Genomic DNA, 22572 nt, shown 5'->3' on the forward strand with positions numbered 1-22572 from the left:
GCTGGAGATGGCCGGTGAAAGCCCTCGACGAACTGACCTTCGACAACCGCTTCGCACGCCTGGGCGACGCGTTCTCAACCCACGTATTGCCCGAGCCCCTCGACGAACCGCGCCTGGTGGTGGCAAGCAATGCCGCCATGGCCCTGCTCGACCTCGACCCTGCCGTGGCGCAAACGCCGGTGTTCGCCGAGCTGTTCAGCGGCCATAAGCTGTGGGCCGAAGCCGAGCCGCGGGCAATGGTCTACTCCGGGCACCAGTTCGGCGGCTACACCCCGCAGCTGGGCGATGGTCGGGGATTGCTGCTGGGCGAGGTATACAACGAGGCCGGCGAGCATTGGGACCTGCACCTCAAGGGTGCCGGGATGACGCCCTACTCGCGCATGGGCGATGGCCGCGCGGTGCTGCGCTCGTCGATTCGGGAGTTCCTGGCCTCCGAAGCGCTGCATGCACTGGGCATCCCCAGCAGCCGTGCGTTGTGCGTGATCGGCTCCAGCACCCCGGTCTGGCGTGAGAAGCAGGAACGTGGGGCGATGGTGCTGCGCCTGGCGCCCAGCCATATCCGTTTTGGTCATTTCGAATATTTCTACTACACCAAAAAGCCCGAACAGCAGGCCGAGCTGGCCGAACACGTGTTGAACCTGCATTACCCCGAGTGCCGCGAACAGCCCGAGCCCTACCTGGCGATGTTCCGTGAAATCGTCGAGCGCAATGCCGAGATGATCGCCAAATGGCAGGCCTATGGTTTCTGCCACGGCGTGATGAACACCGACAACATGTCGATCCTCGGCATCACCTTCGACTTCGGGCCGTTTGCGTTTCTCGACGACTTTGACGCGCACTTCATCTGCAATCACTCGGACCATGAAGGACGTTACTCCTTCAGCAACCAGGTGCCCATCGGCCAGTGGAACCTCAGCGCGCTGGCCCAGGCGCTCACGCCATTTATCAGCGTCGATGCCTTGAAAGAAGCCCTTAGCCTGTACCTGCCGCTGTACCAGGCTCACTACCTGGACCTGATGCGCCGCCGACTGGGGCTGTCCACTGCCGAAGACGACGACCAGAAGCTGGTGGAGCGGTTGCTGAAGCTGATGCAGAACAGCGGCGTGGATTACACGCTGTTCTTCCGGCGACTTGGGGATGAATCGGCAGCGATGGCGGTGGCGAAGCTGCGCGATGACTTTGTCGACCTCGCCGGGTTCGATGCCTGGGCCGAGCTGTACACGGCCCGTGTTGCGCGGGATGGGGATTACAGCGAAGAGCAGCGCCGTGAGCGGATGCATGCAGTGAACCCGCTGTACATCCTGCGCAACTACCTCGCACAGAACGCTATCGCCGCCGCCGAATCAGGCGACTACAGCGAAGTGCAGCGACTGCATGAGGTGCTTTCCAAGCCGTTCGAGGAGCAAGCGGGGATGGAACAGTACGCGCAACGACCGCCGGATTGGGGCAAGCATTTGGAGATCAGTTGTTCGTCGTGATACGTGCCATGCCCACGGTTAGATGAACAGGTCGACCGGCACCTTGAAAAAATCCGCCAGCCAACGAATCTGTCGCACGTTCAGCTGGCGTTTTCCACTGAGGATTTCCGAGACCACCGATTGAGCGCCAACACCCGGCAAATCACTCTGAGTCAGGCCATGCTCCTGCATCATTGATCGCAGTACGTCGACACCGCTCGCCTCGGGCATCAGCCAATGCTCCAGGTCATAAGCCTCGACCCAGTCACCGATGATATCGACAACGCCCATCAACGGATGGGCTTCGTCATCCCCGACGATATCCAGTAATTCGTCGAGCGCCTCCACCAACATATCGTAGTCAGCCTCGGTTTTGGGCTTGCGCAGCAGCGGTGATACGAATTGCCAGTGCTCGGCGACCTGCTCGATCAATACACTCATTTTCAATCACTCCTTCCATTTACCCTTGTCGTATTCCCGATGGTCCAGCACATGCCGAATATAAAGCCGCTGCATTCGGTAGCGCACAATCGCAATGAGCCGTAGCTTGTTACCACCGATGTTGAAGACGTGTAATGCCCCCACCTTATCCACTGCAGGAAAAATCAATTTCAACGCCGCGAAGTCTTCGGGATTGAGGACTTTGACTTTCCGATACCACTCATCCAAAGCAGTGGCTGAATGAGGCCACTTCAACTTGGCACTTCTGATTTGTTTCGCACTGATTACACGCATGCAACATCCCTATCGCATATTGCTATGAAGGTTAAACCCGAACGCCGACTATCGCAATTTGCTATGGCACCGAACGGACCAATGGTGCTATTTCGAACAAGCACTTCCAGCCTAGATAGGCATGCGCCAATCGACATTTGCGAATCTGTTAGCACATGCGTCGCCACCCCCGAGCTTGATAAAGCTGATGCCTGACTCCAGATAGGAGCATTGGCCACATCCACGGAGCCCACCATGTCCGAACCTCTCGTTATCCCCTGCCCCCATTGCAACGGCCTCAACCGCATCCCCGCAGAACGCCTGGGTGATACGCCCAAGTGCGGGCGCTGCAAGCAACCGGTTCTACTGGGCAAGCCTTTCGAGCTGAAACAAGGTGACTACGCCAGTCAGATCAAGGGCGACCTGCCGCTGCTGGTGGATGTGTGGGCCAATTGGTGCGGGCCGTGCAAGTCGTTCGCGCCGGTGTTTGAACAGGCGGCCGGGGAGCTGGAAGGCAAGTGCAGGCTGGCCAAGCTGGACAGCGAGGCCAATCAGCAGCTGTCGGCACAATTGGGGATTCGTTCGATCCCCAGTCTGATTCTGTTCAAGAGCGGCCGCGAAGTGGCGCGCCAGAGCGGAGCGTTTCCGTTGCCGCAGCTGATGAGCTGGTTGCGTAGCCAGGGGGTGTAATCGGACCTGGAGAACAATGCTGGACAGTGTGGGAGGGGCTTGTCCCCTCCCACAGAGGTTTTGTGTCGCCAGCAAAATCAGGCGTTTTCCAGCAGGTTATGCAGCTCCACAAATTGCAGTGTGAGCTTGTGCCGTGGATCCAGGTGGATCAGCGGCTTGTTCTCCTGGTGCGACTCGCGCATGCGCACCGAGCTGGCCAGGTACACCGGCAACACCGGCAAGCCCTCGGCAATCAACTCATCGAGCATTTGCTGCGGCAGGCTCGCCCGCGCCTGGAACTGGTTGACCACGATGCCTTCCACTTCGAGGCCTTCGTTGTGGTCTTCCTTCAATTCTTCGATTTCAGCCAGCAGGCCATACAGGGCCTGGCGCGAGAAGCTGTCGCAATCGAAGGGGATCAATACACGATCAGCGGCAATCAGCGCAGAAACCGCATAAAAGTTCAGGGCTGGCGGGGTATCCAGGTAGATCCGGTCGTAATCTTCGCCCAGCTCATCGAGCAGCTTTCGCAGCTTGTTGATCTTGTGCTTGGCCTCAAGCTTGGGCTGCAGGTCCGCGAGTTCGGCGGTGGCGGTAATGACGTGCAGGTTATCGAAGGGGGTTTCGTAGATATCGACCTTGTTCTTCTTCGAAAACGGCCCGGAAGACAGGGTTTGCTTGAAAAAGTCCGCGATCCCCATGGGGATGTCGTCGCCAGTCAGCCCCGTCAGGTATTGGGTTGAATTGGCCTGTGCATCGAGGTCCACCAACAGGGTTCGATAGCCTTCGCTGGCGCTGACCGCCGCCAGGTTGCAGGCGATGCTCGACTTGCCAACACCGCCTTTTTGATTGAACACCACGCGCCGCATGGAAAAACCTCCGTGTATCAATGAATGTCCGAGTGTAGAGGGCAAAAGCGCCTGTTAGCTACCTCGTTCATCGATGCATTGCTGCATTGCATCGGGTCTGTCATATGTCGCGTACAAATGAAAAGGAAGTGTCCGACGATCCAAGTTGCCCCTCGTTGAAGGACAATCTGTAAACCTTCCCGACTTATTTGTAATCGGCCTTGCACAATTCTTTACCAAAGTTTGCTAGAACCCCGCAGCACCGGGATAATGCGCGCCACTCGGCGATTGCTCCTTGTCCCGGTATTCGGGGCCAAAAGCCGCACATGGAAGCCCGCAGGGGCGGGATAACTTCTCAGTGATCAACTTCAACATCGCCCAATGGCGCGCCTGGGCCCCCGGCCTGGAAAGCGCGGACGACTGGCACGCCTGGTGCCAGGCCCCGGTGTTGCTGCCTGCCAGCGATGCCTCGCCCGACGTGTCGTTCCTGCCGGCCATGCAGCGCCGCCGCCTGAGCCGCCTGGCGCGCATGGCGTTCAGCGTAGGCTGGCCGCTGGCCGACGGCCTGCAAGACCTGCCGCTGGTGTTTGTTTCCCGGCATGGCGAAACCCCGCGCACCCTCGACATCCTCAGCGACCTGGCCAACGACCAGCCGCTGTCGCCGACCCAATTCAGCCTGTCGGTGCACAACGCGGTGATTGGCCTGTGGTCGATCCTGCGCAATGAAACCAGCGAAATGACAGCCCTCGCCGCCGCCGGCGATGGCCTGGAGCACGGCATGCTCGAAGCCGCGGCCCTGCTCAACGAAGGCGCTCCGGCGGTATTGCTGGTCATCACCGAAGAACAGCCGCCCGAGGCCTACGCCAGTTGGATCGTTGACGTGCCGTTTCCCTACGCCCTCGGCCTGCTGCTGACACCAGGCGACGAGTGGCAACTGGAACTCAGCGCCGGCACTGTCCAACCCACTCAAACCCAGTGGCCCCACGCCCTGAACCTGCTGCGCACCCTGCTTACCGAACAGGGCGCCTGCCAACATGCCTGGAAGAACCGTGTATGGAACTGGCAACGCAAGTCGTGAACGATAAGCCACGGGATGCCTACTACTGGCGCCTGTTCGCCACTGCCGCGAGCTTCTTCGTGTTCGGCGTCGGCGGGTTGTGCCTGCGTTTGCTGGTCTTTCCCCTGCTCAGCTGCCTGCCGGGCAACGTAGAAAGGCACCAGCGCCGCGCCCGCCATACCATCAGCAAGCTGTTCTGGTTCTTTATCCGCCTGATGCAACGCGCCGGCGTGCTGACCTACAGCGTCGAAGGCGCCGAAAGGCTCGGCCAGCCGGGCCAGATGATCATCGCCAACCACCCTTCGCTGATCGACGTGGTGTTCCTGATCGGCCTGATGCGCCAGACCAATTGCGTGATCAAGCAGAGCCTGTTTCAAAACCCGTTCACCCGTGGCCCGGTGCGCGACGCGGGTTACATAAGCAACGACGGCAGCGCAGACATGCTCGACGCCGCCGCTGACGCCCTGCGCAACGGCCAGACGCTGATCATCTTTCCCGAAGGCACCCGCACCACCCCCGGCGTGGCGCCCGCCTTTCATCGCGGGGCCGCCGCCATTGCCCTGCGCGGTGCGACAATCATCACCCCGGTAGTGATCAAGGTCAGCCCCACCACTCTGACCAAGGCAGAACCCTGGTATCGCATCCCTAAATGCCGTTTTCACTTCAGTTTGCGCGTGGGGGCCGATATAGAACCACAGGCGTTCGCAACACTGGGGCCCGCGCCCCAGGCCTCACGCAAGCTCAACGATTACCTGCACCATTATTTCATTAAGGAGCTCGCCGAAGATGAGCGACCAACACCGCCTTGAGCACGATATAAAGCTGTTGATCATCGAGGCCCTGGGCCTGGAAGACATAAGCGCCGACGACATCGGCAGCGACCAAACCCTGTTCGGCGAAGGCCTGGGCCTGGATTCGGTAGACGCCCTGGAATTGGGCCTGGCGATCCAGAAAACGTACGGCATCAAGATCGATGCCGACGCCAAGGACACCCGCAATCACTTCACCAACGTGGCCAGCCTTGCGGCGTTCGTCACGGCCAGACAGGCAGCTTGAGACCGGACCATGCAAACTCGTGACGATATTTTCAACACCCTGCGCGATGCCTTGGTGGAACTGTTTGAACTGCCCCCGGAGCGCGTCACCCTCGACGCCAACCTGTATCAGGACCTGGAGATCGACAGCATCGATGCCGTGGACCTGATCGACCATATCAAGCGCCAGACCGGCAAGAAGATCGCCGCCGAAGAGTTCAAGGCCGTGCGCACCGTCAACGACGTGGTTGAGGCGGTGTACCGTCTGGTCCAGCCTGCCGCATGAGCCGGCTGATCGGCCTTGGCCTGTTATTGGCGGGGCTGTTGTACCCGTTTGCGGTGTATTACGGCACCGAGCACTTTGCGCCCTGGCAATTCGGCCTGCTGCTGGGCAGCCTGTGGCTGCTGCGCGCGGTCACGGGTGCGGCGCGCCCCGGCAGCCGCTGGATGGCGTTGGCGGTGATCGTGTTTTGCCTGGCCCTGGCCTGGTTCGACAACCCGCACCTGTTGCGCTGGTACCCGAGCCTGGTCAGTGCGTTCATGTTGGCGCTGTTCGGCCTGAGCCTGAAATACGGCCCGCCGATGGTGGAGCGTCTGGCGCGCATGACCGACCCGGTGCTGCCGCCGCACGCGATCGTGTATACGCGCCAGGTCACCGTGGTGTGGTGCGTGTTTTTTCTGTGTAATGGCCTGCTCGCCGCCGCCCTCACCCTATGGGCGCCGTTGAGCTGGTGGACGTTGTACAACGGCTTGATTGCCTACGGGCTGATGGGGCTGTTGTTTGCCGTGGAATGGCTGGTACGACAAAGGGTTCGAGGCCGCGTATGAATGGGTTGAATCTTGAGCACCTGTTGCTCGAGCCGCTGGAACAGCGTTTGGTGACCACCGAACCTGCGATGAATCACGCCCAGCTCTGGGAGCACTCCCTGAGCCTGGCCGCCGGGTTGCAAGCCCGTGGTATACAGCGCCTGGCCCTGCACCTGGAAGACGCCGGCCTGCTGGCGATTGCACTGCTGGGCGCCTGGCGCGCCGGGGCCAGCGTACTGCTGCCCGCCGATCTGCAACCCCAGACCCGCCAACGCTGGGACGCGGTTGTCGACGCCTGGCTGACTGAAGCGGCAGACCTGGACGCGCTGTATCAAGCACCGTTGAGCCCGGCCGCCCTCGACCTGGACACCTGCCAACTGAGCCTGTGCACCTCCGGCTCCAGCGGCGAACCCAAGCGTATCGACAAGACCCTGCGCCAGTTGGCCAATGAAGTCCAGGCCCTGGAAGCCCTGTGGGGCGCCGACCTGAAGGACGCCTGCATCATCGGCAGTGTCGCCACCCAGCACATCTACGGTTTGCTGTTCCGTGTGCTGTGGCCGCTGTGCGCCGGTCGCAGCTTTGTGCGCCGCCAGCTGGCGTTTCCGGAAGACATGCAACGCGCCAGCCGCGAACACCCGCAATTCGCCTGGGTCGCCAGCCCGGCGCTGCTCAAGCGCATGGGTGACAACCTCGATTGGCCGGCGCTGAGCCAGGTATCGCGGGTGTTCTCGTCGGGCGGCGCCCTGCCCATCGAGGCGGCCGGCAGTCTATACGAGCGCTTGCAGCAATGGCCGACCGAGATCCTCGGCAGCTCGGAAACCGGCGGTATCGCCTGGCGCCAGGGTGCGCAACCCTGGCAGCCGTTCGCCGATGTACACCTGAGCCAGGACGCCGACGGTGCCCTGCGCATCGCCTCGCCATACTTGCCCGTCGGGCACATAGAACAAACCGCTGACGCGGCGCGCATCCATGCCGATGGTCGCTTCGAGCTGCTCGGGCGCCTGGACCGTATCGTCAAGCTGGAAGAAAAACGCATCTCCCTGCCCATGCTTGAGCAGGCGCTGATGGCCCACCCGTGGGTCGCCGAAACGCGCCTGGGGGTGGTGCAGGAAAACCGCGCCTCCCTCGGCGCGCTGGTGGTGCTGAGTGCCGACGGCCTGCACGCCTTGCGCAACCAGGGCCGACGGACTGTCACCCAGACCCTGCGCCAGCATTTGAGCCAGCATTGCGAAGCCCTGGCGCTGCCACGTCGCTGGCGGCTGCTGCGCCAGCTGCCGCTGAATGCCCAGGGCAAACTGCCCCAGGCCGATGTGGCCGCGCTGCTGCTGGCGCCCCGGCCCAAGGCGCCGGAAGTGATGGAGCAAGTCGAAGTCGATGGCGAATGGACCTTGCAACTGAGCGTGCCGCCAGACCTGGCCTATTTCAGCGGCCACTTCCCGGTCACTCCGGTATTGCCCGGCGTGGTCCAGGTGGAGTGGGCGTTCAACCTCGGCCAACAACTGCTCGATCTGCCCGCCACCTTTGCCGGCATGGAAGTGCTCAAGTTCCAGCAACTGGTGCGCCCCGGCGACCGTATCGAACTGCACCTGCGCTTTGACCAGGAACGCGGCAAGTTGTATTTCGCCTACCGCAACGGCGTCGCCGCCTGCTCCAGCGGCCGCATCCAATTGGAAGCGGCCCATGCATAAGCTTTTGTGGCGAGCGGGCTTGCCCCGCGTTGGGCTGCGTAGCGGCCCCAAAACCTGCGCCGGAGGTCTGTCTGACACGTCTCGGTTACCTTACTGGGGCCGCTCCGCGGCCCAACGCGGGGCAAGCCCGCTCACCACAACAAGCCCGCTCGCCACGACAAGCCGGTTCACTACAACAAGCCCGCTCGCCACAGGTTATTTACCAGACGCTGAGGGATACCATGCATAACCCCTGCGCCCTGATCCCGGTCTACAACCACGAAGCCGCCGTGCCCGCCGTGGTCCACAGCCTGTTGAACAGTGGCCTGCCGTGCCTGTTGGTGGACGATGGCAGCAGCCCGGCCTGCGCAGCGGTGCTGGCGCAACTGGCGCGGCTGGACAATGTCACCCTGCTGACCCTGCCGACCAATCAGGGCAAGGGCGGCGCAGTGATGGCGGGCTTTCGCGAAGCGGCGCGCCTGGGCTTCAGCCACGCCTTGCAGGTCGATGCCGACGGCCAGCACGACCTGCGTGAAGTCGAAACGTTTATCGACGCGTCCCGCAGGCAGCCCAACGCAATCATCTGCGGCTACCCCGAATACGACGAAAGCGTGCCCAAGGGCCGTTTGTATGCGCGTTACCTGACCCATGTGTGGGTGTGGATCAACACCCTGTCACTGCAGATCCGCGACTCGATGTGCGGCTTTCGCGTGTACCCGCTGGCACCGGTGCTGGCGCTGATGGACTCGGCCTATATCGGCACGCACATGGACTTCGACTCCGACATCCTGGTGCGCCTTGCCTGGCGCAACCAGCCGATGCGCTGGCTGCCGACCCAGGTGCATTACCCCGCCGACGGCCTGTCGCACTTCCGCCTGTTCCGCGACAACGTACGCATCAGTGCCATGCACACCCGCCTGTTCTTCGGCATGTTGGTGCGTGCGCCGCTGATCCTGTGGCGACGGTGGCAGGCATGAGCGACAGCACCAAGCACTGGGCCGACCGCGAAGAACGCGGCAGCTACTGGCTGATGAAATTCACCGCCCTCGCCGCCAAGGTCCTCGGCCGCCGCCTGCTGAGCCCGGTGCTGTACGGCATCGTGCTGTACTTCTTCCTGTTCGGCCGCACCGCGCGCCAGAGCGCCTGGCAATACCAGCAGCGCCTGGCCGACTGGAGCGGGCGCGATGAACTGCGCCCCAGCCAGCGCAGAGTCTTTGCCCAGTTCATGGCCTTCGCCGATGCCCTGCTCGACAAACTCGACGTGTGGAACGGCAAGCTGCGCCTGGAACAGATCGAGATCAACGACCCGGCGAAACTGCGCGGGCAACTGCGCGCCGGGCGCGGACAGATGCTGGTGGGCGCCCACCTGGGCAACCTCGAAGTGTGCCGCGCGCTGGCGGAAATCGGCGAACAGGTCACCATGAACGTGCTGGTGCACACCAAGCACGCCGAACGCTTCAACCGCCTGCTGGGCGAAGCCGGTGCCACCCACTTGCGCCTGATCCAGGTCAGCGAGCTGGACCCGGCCACCATGCTGCTGCTCAGCCAGCGCCTGGACGACGGCGAGTGGCTGGCGATTGCCGGCGACCGCGTGCCCTTGCATGGCGGGCGCACGGTGCGCGTGGATTTCCTCGGCCATGACGCCGCGTTCCCCCAAGGCCCGTGGCTGCTGGCGGGCCTGCTGAAGTGCCCGGTCAACCTGCTGATGTGCCTGAAACACCAGGGCCGCTATCGCCTGACCATCGAGCCCTTCGCGCAATTGATCGAATGGAAACGCAGCACCCGCGAGCAGGTCATCGCCCTGTGGACCGCGCGCTACGCCGCACGCCTGGGCCAGTTCTGCCTGGAAGCGCCCCAACAATGGTTCAACTTTTACCCTTTCTGGAAGACCGATGACGACGCATCTTGAGCCGGTAACCTTTGGCGAACGCCCCCTGCGCATCGAAGACGTGCTGGCCCTGGCCAACCGTCAGGTGCCTACCCAGCTGCAAGGCGATGCCGCGTATCGCCAGCGCATCGCCAAGGGCGCACAGTTCCTCGACTCGCTGCTGGACAAGGAAGGCGTGATCTACGGCGTGACCACCGGCTACGGTGACTCCTGCGTGGTCGCGGTGCCGTTGCAACACGTGGAGGCCCTGCCCCGTCACCTGTACACCTTCCACGGTTGCGGCCTGGGCAAGTTGCTCGACGCCCAGGCCACCCGTGCGGTGCTGGCGGCGCGCTTGCAGTCGCTGTGCCACGGTGTCTCCGGGGTGCGCGTGGAACTGCTGGAGCGCCTGCATGGGTTCCTCGAACACGACGTGCTGCCGCTGATCCCGGAAGAAGGCTCGGTGGGCGCCAGCGGTGACCTGACCCCGCTGTCCTACGTGGCCGCGACCCTGTCCGGCGAGCGTGAAGTGCTGTTCCGTGGCGAGCGTCGCCAGGCAGCCGACGTGCATCGCGAACTCGGCTGGGAGCCGCTGGTACTGCGCCCCAAGGAAGCCCTGGCACTGATGAACGGCACCGCGGTGATGACCGGCATCGCTTGCCTGGCCTTCGCCCGCGCCGATTACCTGCTGCAACTGGCCACCCGTATCACCGCGCTGAACGTGGTGGCGCTGCAAGGCAACCCGGAACACTTCGACGAGCGCCTGTTCGCCGCCAAGCCACATCCGGGGCAGATGCAAGTCGCCGCCTGGCTACGCGAGGATCTGGCGATCGACGCGCCGACCGCGCCGCTGCATCGCCTGCAGGATCGCTACTCGCTGCGCTGCGCGCCCCACGTCCTCGGCGTGCTGGCCGACAGCCTGAACTGGCTGCGTTCGTTTATCGAGATCGAGCTGAACAGCGCCAACGACAACCCGATCATCGACGCCGAAGAAGAACGCGTGCTGCATGGCGGGCACTTCTACGGCGGGCATATCGCCTTTGCCATGGACAGCCTCAAGACCCTGGTGGCCAACGTCGCCGACCTGCTTGACCGCCAGCTCGCCCTGCTGGTGGACGTGCGCTACAACCACGGCCTGCCGAGCAACCTGTCCGGCGCACCGGCGGACCGCGCGATGATCAACCACGGTTTCAAGGCGGTGCAGATCGGCACCAGCGCCTGGACCGCCGAAGCACTGAAAAACACCATGCCGGCCAGCGTGTTCTCGCGCTCCACCGAGTGCCACAACCAGGACAAGGTGAGCATGGGCACCATCGCCGCCCGCGATGCGATCCGCGTGCTGGAGCTGACCGAACAGGTCGCCGCCGCCACCCTGCTCGCCGCCAACCAGGGTGTGTGGCTGCGCGCCCAGGCCGACGACGCACGCCCGTTGCCGCCGGCGCTGGCGGCCATGCATGCAGAGCTGGCCCAGGACTTCCCGCCGGTCATCGAAGACCGTGCTCTCGAAGGCGAACTGCGCCTGTGCCTGCAACGCATCGCCGAGCAACACTGGAGGCTGCATGCGTAGCCCTGGCGTATTGCACAGCGACACCGAAATCCTGGTGCCGTTTTTTGACGTCGACACCATGCACGTCGTCTGGCACGGGCATTACGTGAAGTACCTGGAAGTCGCACGCTGCGCGCTGCTGGACAAGATCGGCCATAACTACACGGCGATGCTCGAAGCCGGCTACGCCTGGCCGGTGATCGACATGCAACTGCGCTATGTGCGCGGTGCGGTGTTCGGCCAGACGATCAACGTGCGCGCCAGCCTGGTGGAGTGGGAGAACCGCTTGAAGGTCAATTACCTGATCACCGACCTGGCCAGCGGCGAGCGCCTGACCCGCGCCAGCACTGTGCAGGTGGCGGTGGACATCGCCACTCGCGAGATGCAGCTGGCGTCCCCCAAAGTATTCACCGACGCCGTCGACAGGGCCTTGTCATGAAACTGATCACCTTCCTCGGCGCGTTGCTGCTGTCGCTTCAAGCCCAGGCCTTCGACCTGCAACAACTCAGCGACCAGTTGGCCAAACCCTCTGTGATCCACGGCAGCTTTATCCAGGAAAAACACCTGCGTGCGCTGCCGCAGCCGTTGGTCAGCAAGGGCACCTTCGTCCTGGCCAAGGACCACGGCCTGCTGTGGCTGCTGAAAACCCCGCTGCAACAGGACTACCGCATCAGCGCCCAAGGCATTGCCCGGCGTGACGCCAACGGCTGGCAACTGCTGCCGAACAAGAGCGCCGGCGCCGAACAGAACCGTCTGTTCCTCGCCGTGCTCCAGGGCGACAGCAGCGGCTTGCAGCGCGACTTCGAGCTGCAACTGCAAGGCGAAGCCCGGCAATGGAAGCTCACGCTCATCCCGCGTTCACTGCTGCTCAAGCAGGTATTCACCCAGATCAATATCGACGGCGGTGAACTGGTGCAGAAGATCGAACTGCTGGAAACCCAAGGCGACAGCACTGTGCTGCGCATGCAGGACAGCAGCGCCGGCCAGCCATTGAGCGACGCGGAGCAACACGATTTTGCCCAGTGAGCGCCTGCTGCCCCGCCTGTTCCTGATCCTGCTGGTGGCCGTGCTGGCCCTGGCCGGCTGGCAGTGGCGCGATGGTGCACCGCTGTCGGCCAACCTGATGGAGCTGGTGCCGGGCAGTACGCCGGACGCCCTGGAACTGCAAGCCGAACAGCGCATGCAGGAGCCGCTCAACCGCGAAATGCTGGTGTTGGTGGGGCACGCCGATCGCCAGCAAGCGGTGGCCGTGGCCCAGCAATTGGGCGAGCGCTGGCAGGCCAGCGGCTTGTTCGAGAAGGTCCAATGGAACCTGCAAGCCGACCTGCCGGCACTGCGTGAACAGTTGCTGCGCGGGCGGCTGGCGATGCTCTCGACCAAGGACCGCGAACAACTGATCGACCACCCGGACGCGTTCATCCAGCAACGGGTGCAGTCGCTGTTCGACCCCTTCACCGGCTTCAGCCTGGTGCCGAGCCAGGACGACTGGCTGGGCCTGACCGGGCGCATCCAGAACAGCCAGCCGCAACGCGGCTCGGTGCAACTGGACATCGGCAGCGGCGCCTTGATCGCCGATGCCGACGGCAAGAGCTGGGTGCTGCTGCGGGCGCGCACCACCGGCAATGCCTTCGACATGAAACTGCCGCTGCAGGTGGCGGATCTGCTCCAGGCCAGCCGCACGCAGGCCGGCGAACACGGCGCGCAATTGCTCGCCGCCAGCGGTTTGCTTTACGCCGCCAATGGCCAGCAGCAGGCCACGCGGGAAATCACCTGGGTCGGCGGCGGCGCCACCGTCGGCATTCTGCTGCTGCTGTTGCTGGCGTTCCGCCGCTGGCGAGTGCTGCTGGCGTTTGTACCGGTGCTGGTGGGCATGCTGTTTGGTGCCGTCGCTTGCGTGGCGCTGTTCGGCCATATGCATGTGATGACCCTGGTGCTCGGCTCCAGCCTGATCGGCGTCGCGGTGGATTACCCGCTGCACTACCTGTCGAAAAGCTGGAGCATGAACCCCTGGCGCAGTTGGCCGGCATTGCGCCTGACGCTGCCAGGGCTGAGCCTGAGCCTGGCCACCAGCTGCATCGGCTACCTGGCGCTGGCCTGGACGCCCTTCCCGGCCTTGACGCAAATCGCGGTGTTCTCCGCCGCGGGCCTGGTCGGCGCCTACCTGTCAGCGGTGTGCCTGCTGCCGGCACTGCTCAAGGGTGTCGAACTGCGCCCGGCCCAATGGCCGCTGCGCGTCGCCGAATGCCTGTGGCGGGTGCGGGCCACCTTGCTCAAGCGTGTGCCCAGTCCGGTGCTGCTGGTGTGGGTGCTGCTGTTCTGCGCCGGCGGCCTTTGGCAGCTGGACAGCAAAAACGATATTCGCCAGTGGATCGGTGCGCCGCCGCAACTGCTGCAAGAGGCACAGGCCGTGGCGCGCATTACCGGTTTCCAGCCCACCAGCCAGTTTTTCCTGATACGGGCCGACAACCAGCCGCAGTTGCTGGAGCGGCAAGCCGCCCTGGGCCAACGCCTGGACCAACTGGTGAATATGGACAAGCTCCAGGGTTACCTGGCTCTCAACCAACTGGTCAGCCTGCCCGCCGAACAGCAGCAACTGCGCGATGCCCTGAGCACACTTCCACAGCATTGGCAGCCGCTGCTGGACCTCGGCGTGCCCGCCGGCGCCCTGCACGCCGAAGTCGCGCAACTGCAAGCGCTGCCCACCGAAGACATCGACGCTGCGCTGGTGGGCCCCTTGGCCGAACCCTGGCGCACGCTGTGGCTGGGCCCGGTGGACGGCGGCGTGGCGGCCATGGTCAGCCTGCAGGGCTTGAACAACCCGGCGCTGCTGCGGGTGCAGGCCGTGGACCTGCCCGGCGTGCAGTTGGTGGATCGTCTCGGGGATTTGAACCGTGTATTCGCCGACACGCAGATCAGCGCCGCCGAATTGAAGTTGATGTCGTGCGTGCTGATCGTGCTGTTACTGATCCTGCCGTTCGGTTTCGGCGGGGCCTTGCGCATCGTCGCCCTGCCGTTGCTGGCTGCACTGTGCAGCCTGGCCAGCCTGGGTTGGCTGGGCCAGCCGCTGACCCTGTTCAGCCTGTTCGGGTTGCTGCTGGTCACGGCCATCAGTGTCGACTATGCGATTTTGATGCGCGAACAGATCGGCGGCCCCGCTGTCAGCCTTTTAGGGACGCTGCTGGCAGCGCTGACGACCTGGTTGTCGTTCGGCCTGCTGGCGGTGTCCAGTACCCCGGCAGTGAGTAATTTCGGCCTGTCGGTCAGCCTGGGCCTGGCATTCAGCTTTATGCTGGCCCCCTGGGCCGGCCAACGGAAACACGCCTCATGAATGTAGTTATCGCCAAAGCGGCAAGGAGCCCTCGTGCCCATAGTTGAAATGGAACGTCGCCAGGTGGTGGTGATTGGTGCCGGGCCATCCGGCGCGATTGCCGCCGCACTGCTCAAACGCAAAGGGCATGATGTATTGATCATCGAGCGCCAGCATTTCCCGCGCTTCTCGATCGGAGAAAGCCTGCTGTCGCACTGCATCGATTTCATCGAAGAGGCCGGCATGCTCGACGCCGTGCAGGCGGCGGGATTCCAGGTAAAAACCGGTGCCGCGTTTGCCTGGGGCGAGCGTTACAGCGCGTTCGATTTCGGTGACACCTTCAGCAACGGCAAGCCCACTACCTTCCAGGTGCAGCGCGGCGAGTTCGACAAGTTGCTGGCCGATCAGGCCGCCCAGCAAGGCGTCGACATCCGCTACGGCGAAACCATCGTCGGCGTGGATTTCTCCGGTGAGTGCCGCTACCTGCATGTGCGCCGCGAGAACGGCAGCGAGTACCACATCAAGGCCAAGTTCGTGCTCGATGCCAGCGGCTACGGCCGCGTGCTGCCGCGCCTGCTCGACCTGGAGGCGCCGTCGAATTTCCCGCTGCGCCAGGCGGTGTTCACCCACGTTGAAGACCGCATCGAACACCCAGGCTTCGACCGCACCAAGATCCTGGTCACCACGCACCCTACGAAACGCGACATCTGGTTCTGGACCATCCCGTTCAGCAACGGTCGCTGCTCGGTGGGTGTGGTCGCGGCCAAGGCGCATTTCGACGCGCGCGATGCGGACCTCGACGCCTGCCTGCGCGGTTTTATCGACGAAACCCCGAGCTTGTCCGGCGTGCTGGACAACGCCGTATGGGACACACCGGCGCGCACCATCGGCGGCTACTCGGCCAACGTCAAAACCCTGCACGGCCCCGGCTTTGCGCTGCTGGGCAATGCGGCGGAATTCCTCGACCCGGTGTTCTCCTCCGGCGTGACCATCGCCATGCGCTCGGCGAGCATGGCCGCCGGCGTGCTGCATCGTCAGCTCAAAGGCGAGACCGTGGACTGGCAAACCGAGTTTGCCGAGCCGCTCAAGCGCGGTGTCGACACCTTCCGCTGCTACGTCGAGGGCTGGTATGCAGGCACCTTCCAGGATGTGATTTTCCACCCCGGCAGCTCACCGGACATTCGCCGGATGATCAGTTCGATCCTCGCAGGTTACGCGTGGGACGAACGCAACCCGTTTGTCAGCGAGCCCAAGCGACGTTTGCGGATGTTGTCGGAAATTTGCGCGAGTGAACCGGTATGACGTCTCAATACCTGAGTAAAAACTACGTCGAAGAAACCCGCTTCGGCTTCTGGTTCCTGCGCAGCCATACCTGGCAGCACCATGTATTGCGCGTGGCAATCAACGACCTGCGCAGCCTGTTCACCGACCCGTTGCCCGAGGCGCCGGTGCTGCTGGACGCCGGTTGCGGCCAGGGCAAGTCATTCCAGTACTTGCAACAGGTGTTTGCCCCCGCGCGCCTGATCGGCCTGGATGCCGACCCCCACAGCCTGGAGCTGAGCAAGGCCGAAGCCGCGCGCCAGGGCCTGGCCATCGAATTGATCGGCAGCGACTGCGCCACCCTCGATGTGCCGGACGCCAGCGTCGACATCCTGTTCTGCCACCAGACCTTCCATCACCTGGTTGAACAGCATCGCGCACTCAAGGAGTTCTACCGGGTGCTCAAGCCGGGCGGTTACTTGCTGTTTGCCGAATCCACCGAAGCCTATATCGACACATGGGTCATTCGCTGGTTGTTCCGCCATCCCATGCATGTGCAGAAAAGCGCCGAAGAGTACCTGCAGATGCTCCGCGAGCAGGGCTTTGAGTTCGGCCCGCAGAACGTTTCGTACCCCTACCTGTGGTGGAGCCGTTCCCGCGACTTCGGCCTGCTGGAGCGCTGGGGCCTGCGTACCCCGCCGCCGGTGGGCCAGCGTGAGGAAACCCTGGTCAACTGCGTGGCGCGCAAACCCCTGGCGAGCGCCACACCATGATGCGCAGCCTGTTGATCGGTTGCCTGTTGCTGCTGAGCGCCTGCGCCAGCCAGGCGCCGCTGCCTGAAAAAACCCCGGCCCTGGCCTTGCCGCTACAGCTGCATGTGCAGCGCCTGGCGGACGGCCAGAGCCAGGACTGGCTGCTGGTGATCCAACGCGAAGGCGGCGCAATCCGCTGGTCGATGATGGACCCCCTGGGCATTCCCCAGGCCCGGCAAAAACTGATCGATGGCCAGTGGCAGGCCGACGGTCTGTTGCCGCCCAATCCCCAGGCGCGCGAGCTGTTTGCCGCACTGTTGTTTGCCTTGGCCTCGGCCGATGACGTACGCGCGCTCTACCCCGGCGCCCAGGCGATGGACCTCACGCGGACCCTGCCGGGCCATTGGCAGATCGTCTACCAATCGTCAGAAGTCTTCAGTGTGAACATGAGCGGCCAGCCCTTGAGCTACCGCATCACGCCACTCGGTGCCGCCCGATGAGCGCCTACCTCAATGCCCTCGGCGTGATTTGCGCCCTTGGCCGTGGCCAGGCCGCCGTCAGTCGCAGCCTGTTTGCCGGCGACTGCTCGGGAATGCGTGCCGAAAGCGGCTGGGTGCCGGAGCGCACGCTGCCGGTAGGCAGTGTGCACGGCGAGCTGGTGACCATCCCGGTGGAACTCGGCCAGCAAAGCAGCCGCAATAACCAACTGCTGCTGGAGGCGGCGCTGCAGATCGAGGGCGAGATTCGCCAGGCGATCCACCGCTATGGCGCCTCGCGGGTCGGGGTGGTGCTCGGCACCAGCACCTCGGGCATCGACGAAGCCAGCCGCGGTATCGCCCAGTACCTGCGCGATCAGCACTTCCCCAGCGACTACGACTACCAGCAACAGGAACTCAGCGCCCCGGCGAATTTTCTCGCCGACTGGCTGCAACTGAGCGGCCCGGCCTATGTGATTTCCACCGCCTGCACCTCCAGCGCCCGGGCCTTGATGAGCGCACAACGCCTGCTCGACCTGGGAGTGTGCGACGCGGTGCTCTGCGGCGGCGTCGACAGCCTGTGCAAGCTGACCCTCAATGGGTTCGACGCGTTGGAAGCGGTGTCCAACGAACGCTGCAACCCGTTTTCGTTGAACCGCAACGGCATCAATATCGGCGAAGCGGCGGTGCTGTTCCTGATGACTAAAACGCCTGCGGCGATCGCCCTGCTCGGCAGCGGTGCGAGTTGCGATGCGCACCATATTTCCGCGCCGGAACCCGCCGGCAAAGGCGCGTTGCAGGCGATGCGCAAGGCCCTGGCCAGCGCAAAAGTGCAGCCCGGGCAGATCGGCTACCTGAACCTGCACGGCACCGCCACCCAACACAACGACGCCATGGAAAGCCTGGCCGTCGCCAGCCTGTTCCCCGACGGCGTGGCCTGCTCGTCGACCAAACCCATGAGCGGCCACACCCTGGGCGCGGCCGGCGCGCTGGAAGCCGCGTTCTGCTGGCTGAGCCTGGCCCACGGCCGGGTGCCGCCCCATGTGTGGGACGGCCAGGCCGACCCCACGCTGCCCGCCCTGCAATGGGCGCAGGCGGGGGACACCTTGGAAAAACCCCGCCTGATGAGCAACTCGTTTGCCTTCGGTGGCAACAATGTCAGCCTGATAATCGGAGAGGCCCCATGACCGATTGGCCACTCGCCGAACTGCTGCCCCACGCGGGCGACATGATCCTGATCGACCAGGTGCTGTCGTTCGATGAAGAGCAGATTCACACCCGCCTCACCGTCAAGCCCGGCGGCCTGTTCAACCGCCCTGACGGCAGCCTGCCGGCCTGGGTCGGCGTCGAGTTGATGGCGCAGAGCGTCGCCGCCTACGCCGGCTGCCGTGCCCGTCAAAAGGGTGAAGCGGTGGAACTGGGCTTCCTGCTCGGCACACGCAAGTTCGAGTGCAACGTGGAACACTTCCCGGCCGGCGCCGAGTTGAACATCCACGGCCTGCGTTCCCTGGAAGACGACAACGGCATGGGTGTGTTCGAATGCCACCTCACCGGTAGCGGTATCCAGGCCAGTGCGCGCCTGAATGTATTTCGACCGCCCCAGGCGGCCAACTATTTAGATGAATCGAAGGACGAAACGCCATGACTGAACCCGTACTGGTCACCGGCTCCAGCCGTGGCATCGGCCGCGCCATTGCCCTGCGCCTGGCCCAGGCCGGGCATGACATCGTGCTGCATTGCCGCAGCGGTCACGCCGAAGCCTGCGCGGTACAGGTCGAGATCGAGGCCTTGGGCCGCCAGGCGCGGGTGCTGCAATTCGATGTGGCGGACCGCGCCGCGTGCAAGCAGATCCTTGAAGCCGATGTTGAGCAACACGGTGCTTATTACGGCGTGGTGCTCAACGCCGGCCTGACCCGCGACGGTGCCTTCCCGGCCCTGTCGGAAGACGATTGGGACGTGGTGATGCGCACCAACCTGGATGGTTTCTACAACGTGCTGCACCCGGTGATGATGCCGATGATTCGTCGTCGCGCAGCCGGGCGTATCGTGTGCATCACCTCGGTCTCCGGGTTGATCGGCAACCGTGGCCAGGTCAACTACAGCGCCTCCAAGGCCGGCCTGATCGGTGCGGCCAAGGCCCTCGCCATCGAACTGGGCAAGCGCAGGATCACCGTCAACTGCGTCGCCCCCGGCCTGATCGACACCGCCATGCTGGATGAAAACGTACCGGTGGAAGAACTGATGAAGATGATCCCGGCGCAACGCATGGGCACCCCGGAAGAAGTCGCCGGTGCGGTGAATTTCCTCATGTCGGCCGAAGCCGGCTATATCACGCGCCAGGTCCTGGCCGTGAATGGAGGCCTGTGCTGATGAAACGCGTCGTCGTCACCGGCATGGCCGGCGTGACCTCCCTGGGCAGCGACTGGGACACCATCGCCGCCAACTTCCGCGCCAACCGCAGCGGCATCCGACGCATGGACGAGTGGGAGCGTTTTACCGAATTGAACACGCGCCTGGCCGGGCCGGTCGATGATTTCGTCGTGCCCGCCCATTGGACGCGCAAGCAGCTGCGCAGCATGGGCCGTGTCTCGCGCCTGGCGGTGTGGGCGGCGGAACAGGCGTTGCAGGACGCGGGCTTGCTCGGCGACGAGTCGATCAAGGACGGGCGCATGGGCGTGGCCTGTGGCTCGTCCACCGGCAGTACCGACGAGATCAAAGCCTTCGGCAATATGCTGCTGAACTCGGTGGCCGAGGGGCTCAATGCCAACTCCTACGTGCGCATGATGCCCCACACCACGGCGGCGAATATCAGCATCTTCTTTGGCCTCACCGGGCGGCTGATCCCCACGTCCAGCGCGTGTACCAGCGGCAGCCAGGGCATCGGCTATGCCTATGAAGCGATCAAGTTCGGCCGCCTGCCGTTGATGCTCGCCGGCGGCGCCGAGGAGCTGTGCCCCACCGAAGCCATGGTGTTCGACGCGCTGTATGCCACCAGCCTGAAGAACGATGCGCCGCAGACCAGTCCACGTCCCTACGACAGCGGCCGCGATGGCTTGGTGATCGGCGAAGGCGGCGGCATGCTGGTGCTCGAAGAGCTGGAACACGCACTGGCGCGGGGCGCGCATATCCATGCCGAGATCGTCGGTTTCGGCAGCAATGCCGACGGCCAGCACACCACGCGCCCGGAACAGAAAACCATGCGCCGCGCCATGGAGCTGGCCCTGGAAGATGCGGGCCTGGAGCCGGCCGCCATCGGCTACGTCAACGGCCACGGCACCGCCACCGACCAGGGCGATATCGCCGAGACCCAGGCTACCAGCAGCCTGTTCGGCAGCCGCATGCCCATCAGCTCGCAGAAAAGCTTCCTCGGCCACACCTTGGGCGCCTGCGGTGCGCTGGAATCGTGGTTCAGCATCGAGATGATGAACCGCGACCAATACGTGCACACCTTCAACCTGGACTCCGTCGACCCGCAATGCGGCGAGCTGGATTACCTGCAGGGTGAATTCCGCGAGATGCACCACGACTACGTGATGAACAACAACTTTGCCTTTGGCGGCGTCAATACTTCGTTGATCTTCCGCCGCTGGTCCTGACTTTTTAATCGATTGGAGAATACGGAATGTCTTCCTTGCTACGCGTCACCCTGATCACCCTGGCTCTGCTGGTCACCGCCGGCTGCACCAGCAAGCCGGTCCTCAACACCCAGCACGACCTGCCGGCCGACGCCCAGGTCAGCGAAGAAAAGATGAAAAAGGTGATCGTCAACGCCCTGCAAAAACGCGATTGGACAGTGCAACGCCTGAGCCCGCAACTGGTACAGGCCGAAATCATCGTGCGCAACCAGTACTACGCGGCCATCGACATCCGCTACACCCGCAACAGCTACGCCATCACCTACCGCGACAGCCGCCAACTGGGCTACAAGGACGGCAAGATCCATCGCAACTACAACCGTTGGGTGAACAACCTGGACAGCGACATCATGGCGGGACTGCGCAGCAATGGCGTGAGTGGTGAGGCAGGGTCGGCAGCGCAGTTGTTTGAGCAGACGGGAACGTCGAAGTAAAACCAAGGCCGGGCACATCCTCTGTGGCGAGCGGGCTTGCCACAGAGAGCCCGTTGGCGGTGAGTTATTGCACCGCCTTGCGCGTCAACAACTCCACAAACGCCTGCGCCATCGGCGTTTGTGCGCCTTTGCGCTGCACCAGCCATACCGCCGTCACCGCCTCCTGATCCAACAAGGTGCGATAGACCACGCCATCGATGCGTATCCGTTGGTACGACGCCGGCAGCACCGACACGCCCAAGCCCGCCGCCACCAACCCGATGATGGTCATCGCCTCCCCCGCTTCCTGGGCGAAGTGCGGGCTGAAGCCGGCATCACGGGCCAGGTTGAGCAGTTGGGCGTACAGGCCACTGCCGTAGGTGCGAGGGAAAAATACAAAGGGTTCCTCCGCCAGTTGCGCAAGGTGCAGGCCACGCTCACTGCCCTCCACTAAGGGGTGGTCAGCGTTTAATACGGCAACCAGCGGTTCGCGCATCAGCTCAATCACACTCAATGAGTCCGGCAACGGCAGCGGACGCATCAGCCCAACCTGGATCGACTCATCCACCAGCGATTCGGCCACTTCGGTGCTGCTCATTTCCTGCAGGTTCAGGTGCACCGCCGGGAAGGCTTGGCGAAACGCGAAGATCGCCTGCGGAATCGTGGAGTTGAACGGCGCCGACGAGGTGAAGCCGATCTTCAACTCGCCCAGCTCCCCCAACTGCGCACGGCGGGCCACATCCGCCGCCTTGTCGACCTGGGCCAGTACCAGCCGCGCCTCGTGCAGGAACAAGCGCCCGGCCTCGCTCAGTTCGACCCGACGATTGGTACGCTCAAACAAGCGCGCGCCCACCTCCTGCTCCAGTGCCTGGATCTGCTGGCTCAATGGCGGTTGCGAGATGCCCAGCACCTGCGCGGCACGGCCAAAGTGCAGTTCTTCGGCAACGGCAATGAAGTACCGCAGGTGACGTAGTTCCATGCCAGCCTCATTAGGTCGTAAAAGCTATCAAACGGGTCGAACAATATATTGGAAAGAATCATTAGCCAGCTATATTCTTTTTTG

Annotated in this window: 26 protein-coding genes; 22 read left to right on the forward strand and 4 right to left on the reverse strand. The window is 63.6% G+C overall.

Translation table 11 applies throughout. The features are described 5' to 3' along the window. Positions 1 to 14: 14 nt before the first annotated feature. Entirely contained in the window at positions 15 to 1478 is a 1464-nt protein-coding gene (gene selO / locus FX984_RS28715; protein WP_146476838.1) for a protein adenylyltransferase SelO, read from the forward strand. A gap of 18 nt (positions 1479 to 1496) precedes the next feature. On the opposite strand, the gene FX984_RS28720 is transcribed toward selO, so the two are convergent. Beyond that, complete coding sequence (locus FX984_RS28720) at positions 1497 to 1898, reverse strand: helix-turn-helix domain-containing protein (RefSeq protein ID WP_146476837.1); 402 nt, start codon at positions 1896 to 1898, stop codon at positions 1497 to 1499. Positions 1899 to 1904: 6 nt separating this feature from the next. Continuing rightward, positions 1905 to 2192 carry a type II toxin-antitoxin system HigB family toxin gene (locus tag FX984_RS28725; protein WP_027604973.1) on the reverse strand — a complete coding sequence of 96 codons (288 nt, stop codon included), beginning with the start codon at positions 2190 to 2192 and terminating at the stop codon, positions 1905 to 1907. 234 nt (positions 2193 to 2426) lie between these two features. Here FX984_RS28725 and trxC point away from each other — a divergent pair, with 234 nt between their 5' ends. Beyond that, the gene (trxC, locus tag FX984_RS28730; RefSeq protein ID WP_146476836.1) at positions 2427 to 2861 is read left to right on the forward strand and encodes a thioredoxin TrxC; all 435 of its coding nucleotides are present in this window, start codon (positions 2427 to 2429) and stop codon (positions 2859 to 2861) included. Between the two features lie 77 nt (positions 2862 to 2938). Here trxC and FX984_RS28735 read toward each other — a convergent pair whose 3' ends face one another. Next, complete coding sequence (locus FX984_RS28735; RefSeq protein ID WP_027604975.1) at positions 2939 to 3709, reverse strand: ParA family protein; 771 nt, start codon at positions 3707 to 3709, stop codon at positions 2939 to 2941. 337 nt (positions 3710 to 4046) lie between these two features. On the opposite strand from FX984_RS28735, the gene FX984_RS28740 reads away from it, so the two are divergent. From FX984_RS28740 to FX984_RS28835, 20 genes are all read left to right on the forward strand, one after another. Then, entirely contained in the window at positions 4047 to 4766 is a 720-nt protein-coding gene (locus tag FX984_RS28740; RefSeq protein ID WP_027604976.1) for a beta-ketoacyl synthase chain length factor, read from the forward strand. After that, positions 4742 to 5554 (forward strand): lysophospholipid acyltransferase family protein, encoded by an 813-nt coding sequence (locus FX984_RS28745; protein WP_027604977.1) that lies wholly within the window; start codon positions 4742 to 4744, stop codon positions 5552 to 5554. The genes FX984_RS28740 and FX984_RS28745 overlap by 25 nt, the downstream gene beginning before the upstream one ends. Then, entirely contained in the window at positions 5532 to 5801 is a 270-nt protein-coding gene (locus tag FX984_RS28750; protein ID WP_027604978.1) for a phosphopantetheine-binding protein, read from the forward strand. Before FX984_RS28745 ends, FX984_RS28750 begins: the two co-directional genes overlap by 23 nt. Before the next feature lie 9 nt (positions 5802 to 5810). Then, positions 5811 to 6065, forward strand: a complete 255-nt coding sequence (locus FX984_RS28755; protein WP_003187949.1) for an acyl carrier protein — start codon at positions 5811 to 5813, stop codon at positions 6063 to 6065. Next, positions 6062 to 6607, forward strand: coding sequence for a COG4648 family protein (locus tag FX984_RS28760; protein ID WP_065925689.1), 546 nt, complete (start codon positions 6062 to 6064; stop codon positions 6605 to 6607). The genes FX984_RS28755 and FX984_RS28760 overlap by 4 nt, the downstream gene beginning before the upstream one ends. Then, a complete protein-coding gene (locus tag FX984_RS28765; RefSeq protein ID WP_146476835.1) occupies positions 6604 to 8274 on the forward strand; it encodes an acyl-CoA synthetase family protein in 1671 nt (556 codons plus the stop codon). Before FX984_RS28760 ends, FX984_RS28765 begins: the two co-directional genes overlap by 4 nt. 221 nt (positions 8275 to 8495) lie before the next feature. Next, complete coding sequence (locus tag FX984_RS28770; protein ID WP_065925691.1) at positions 8496 to 9230, forward strand: glycosyltransferase family 2 protein; 735 nt, start codon at positions 8496 to 8498, stop codon at positions 9228 to 9230. Beyond that, positions 9227 to 10162 (forward strand): lysophospholipid acyltransferase family protein, encoded by a 936-nt coding sequence (locus FX984_RS28775; protein WP_146476834.1) that lies wholly within the window; start codon positions 9227 to 9229, stop codon positions 10160 to 10162. The genes FX984_RS28770 and FX984_RS28775 overlap by 4 nt, the downstream gene beginning before the upstream one ends. Then, the gene (locus FX984_RS28780; RefSeq protein ID WP_027604983.1) at positions 10146 to 11687 is read left to right on the forward strand and encodes an HAL/PAL/TAL family ammonia-lyase; all 1542 of its coding nucleotides are present in this window, start codon (positions 10146 to 10148) and stop codon (positions 11685 to 11687) included. The genes FX984_RS28775 and FX984_RS28780 overlap by 17 nt, the downstream gene beginning before the upstream one ends. After that, positions 11680 to 12105: an acyl-CoA thioesterase gene (locus FX984_RS28785; protein ID WP_027604984.1), complete on the forward strand. Its 426-nt coding sequence runs from the start codon at positions 11680 to 11682 to the stop codon at positions 12103 to 12105. The genes FX984_RS28780 and FX984_RS28785 overlap by 8 nt, the downstream gene beginning before the upstream one ends. Then, entirely contained in the window at positions 12102 to 12692 is a 591-nt protein-coding gene (locus FX984_RS28790) for an outer membrane lipoprotein carrier protein LolA (protein ID WP_027604985.1), read from the forward strand. The genes FX984_RS28785 and FX984_RS28790 overlap by 4 nt, the downstream gene beginning before the upstream one ends. Then, entirely contained in the window at positions 12682 to 14994 is a 2313-nt protein-coding gene (locus FX984_RS28795; protein ID WP_027604986.1) for an MMPL family transporter, read from the forward strand. The genes FX984_RS28790 and FX984_RS28795 overlap by 11 nt, the downstream gene beginning before the upstream one ends. Before the next feature lie 33 nt (positions 14995 to 15027). Beyond that, on the forward strand, positions 15028 to 16275 hold the full coding sequence (locus FX984_RS28800) for an NAD(P)/FAD-dependent oxidoreductase (RefSeq protein ID WP_098480506.1): 1248 nt from the start codon (positions 15028 to 15030) through the stop codon (positions 16273 to 16275). Beyond that, a complete protein-coding gene (locus FX984_RS28805) occupies positions 16272 to 17006 on the forward strand; it encodes a class I SAM-dependent methyltransferase (RefSeq protein WP_027604988.1) in 735 nt (244 codons plus the stop codon). Before FX984_RS28800 ends, FX984_RS28805 begins: the two co-directional genes overlap by 4 nt. Then, positions 17003 to 17485, forward strand: a complete 483-nt coding sequence (locus FX984_RS28810) for a hypothetical protein (RefSeq protein WP_146476833.1) — start codon at positions 17003 to 17005, stop codon at positions 17483 to 17485. The genes FX984_RS28805 and FX984_RS28810 overlap by 4 nt, the downstream gene beginning before the upstream one ends. After that, positions 17482 to 18648, forward strand: coding sequence for a beta-ketoacyl-[acyl-carrier-protein] synthase family protein (locus tag FX984_RS28815; protein WP_098480507.1), 1167 nt, complete (start codon positions 17482 to 17484; stop codon positions 18646 to 18648). The genes FX984_RS28810 and FX984_RS28815 overlap by 4 nt, the downstream gene beginning before the upstream one ends. Further along, entirely contained in the window at positions 18645 to 19106 is a 462-nt protein-coding gene (locus FX984_RS28820) for a hotdog family protein (RefSeq protein WP_027604991.1), read from the forward strand. The genes FX984_RS28815 and FX984_RS28820 overlap by 4 nt, the downstream gene beginning before the upstream one ends. Further along, complete coding sequence (gene fabG / locus FX984_RS28825) at positions 19103 to 19831, forward strand: 3-oxoacyl-ACP reductase FabG (RefSeq protein ID WP_027604992.1); 729 nt, start codon at positions 19103 to 19105, stop codon at positions 19829 to 19831. The genes FX984_RS28820 and fabG overlap by 4 nt, the downstream gene beginning before the upstream one ends. Continuing rightward, positions 19831 to 21057 (forward strand): beta-ketoacyl-ACP synthase, encoded by a 1227-nt coding sequence (locus tag FX984_RS28830; protein WP_027604993.1) that lies wholly within the window; start codon positions 19831 to 19833, stop codon positions 21055 to 21057. The genes fabG and FX984_RS28830 overlap by 1 nt, the downstream gene beginning before the upstream one ends. A gap of 26 nt (positions 21058 to 21083) precedes the next feature. Continuing rightward, positions 21084 to 21530: a hypothetical protein gene (locus tag FX984_RS28835; protein WP_065946649.1), complete on the forward strand. Its 447-nt coding sequence runs from the start codon at positions 21084 to 21086 to the stop codon at positions 21528 to 21530. A gap of 64 nt (positions 21531 to 21594) precedes the next feature. On the opposite strand, the gene FX984_RS28840 is transcribed toward FX984_RS28835, so the two are convergent. Then, a complete protein-coding gene (locus tag FX984_RS28840) occupies positions 21595 to 22488 on the reverse strand; it encodes a LysR family transcriptional regulator (protein ID WP_146476832.1) in 894 nt (297 codons plus the stop codon). Between the last annotated feature and the right edge of the window lie 84 nt (positions 22489 to 22572).

It is taken from the genome of Pseudomonas marginalis, from assembly GCF_008692035.1.
Taxonomy (GTDB): domain Bacteria; phylum Pseudomonadota; class Gammaproteobacteria; order Pseudomonadales; family Pseudomonadaceae; genus Aquipseudomonas; species Aquipseudomonas marginalis.

Coding starts and splice junctions, on each gene's coding strand:
- FX984_RS28720 (WP_146476837.1), bottom strand. CDS start 1,898: ATGAGTGTATTGATCGAGCAGGTCGCCGAGCACTGGCAATTCGTATCA.
- FX984_RS28725 (WP_027604973.1), bottom strand. CDS start 2,192: ATGCGTGTAATCAGTGCGAAACAAATCAGAAGTGCCAAGTTGAAGTGG.
- trxC (WP_146476836.1), top strand. CDS start 2,427: ATGTCCGAACCTCTCGTTATCCCCTGCCCCCATTGCAACGGCCTCAAC.
- FX984_RS28735 (WP_027604975.1), bottom strand. CDS start 3,709: ATGCGGCGCGTGGTGTTCAATCAAAAAGGCGGTGTTGGCAAGTCGAGC.
- FX984_RS28745 (WP_027604977.1), top strand. CDS start 4,742: ATGGAACTGGCAACGCAAGTCGTGAACGATAAGCCACGGGATGCCTAC.
- FX984_RS28750 (WP_027604978.1), top strand. CDS start 5,532: ATGAGCGACCAACACCGCCTTGAGCACGATATAAAGCTGTTGATCATC.
- FX984_RS28755 (WP_003187949.1), top strand. CDS start 5,811: ATGCAAACTCGTGACGATATTTTCAACACCCTGCGCGATGCCTTGGTG.
- FX984_RS28760 (WP_065925689.1), top strand. CDS start 6,062: ATGAGCCGGCTGATCGGCCTTGGCCTGTTATTGGCGGGGCTGTTGTAC.
- FX984_RS28765 (WP_146476835.1), top strand. CDS start 6,604: ATGAATGGGTTGAATCTTGAGCACCTGTTGCTCGAGCCGCTGGAACAG.
- FX984_RS28770 (WP_065925691.1), top strand. CDS start 8,496: ATGCATAACCCCTGCGCCCTGATCCCGGTCTACAACCACGAAGCCGCC.
- FX984_RS28775 (WP_146476834.1), top strand. CDS start 9,227: ATGAGCGACAGCACCAAGCACTGGGCCGACCGCGAAGAACGCGGCAGC.
- FX984_RS28780 (WP_027604983.1), top strand. CDS start 10,146: ATGACGACGCATCTTGAGCCGGTAACCTTTGGCGAACGCCCCCTGCGC.
- FX984_RS28785 (WP_027604984.1), top strand. CDS start 11,680: ATGCGTAGCCCTGGCGTATTGCACAGCGACACCGAAATCCTGGTGCCG.
- FX984_RS28790 (WP_027604985.1), top strand. CDS start 12,102: ATGAAACTGATCACCTTCCTCGGCGCGTTGCTGCTGTCGCTTCAAGCC.
- FX984_RS28805 (WP_027604988.1), top strand. CDS start 16,272: ATGACGTCTCAATACCTGAGTAAAAACTACGTCGAAGAAACCCGCTTC.
- FX984_RS28810 (WP_146476833.1), top strand. CDS start 17,003: ATGATGCGCAGCCTGTTGATCGGTTGCCTGTTGCTGCTGAGCGCCTGC.
- FX984_RS28815 (WP_098480507.1), top strand. CDS start 17,482: ATGAGCGCCTACCTCAATGCCCTCGGCGTGATTTGCGCCCTTGGCCGT.
- FX984_RS28820 (WP_027604991.1), top strand. CDS start 18,645: ATGACCGATTGGCCACTCGCCGAACTGCTGCCCCACGCGGGCGACATG.
- fabG (WP_027604992.1), top strand. CDS start 19,103: ATGACTGAACCCGTACTGGTCACCGGCTCCAGCCGTGGCATCGGCCGC.
- FX984_RS28830 (WP_027604993.1), top strand. CDS start 19,831: ATGAAACGCGTCGTCGTCACCGGCATGGCCGGCGTGACCTCCCTGGGC.
- FX984_RS28835 (WP_065946649.1), top strand. CDS start 21,084: ATGTCTTCCTTGCTACGCGTCACCCTGATCACCCTGGCTCTGCTGGTC.
- FX984_RS28840 (WP_146476832.1), bottom strand. CDS start 22,488: ATGGAACTACGTCACCTGCGGTACTTCATTGCCGTTGCCGAAGAACTG.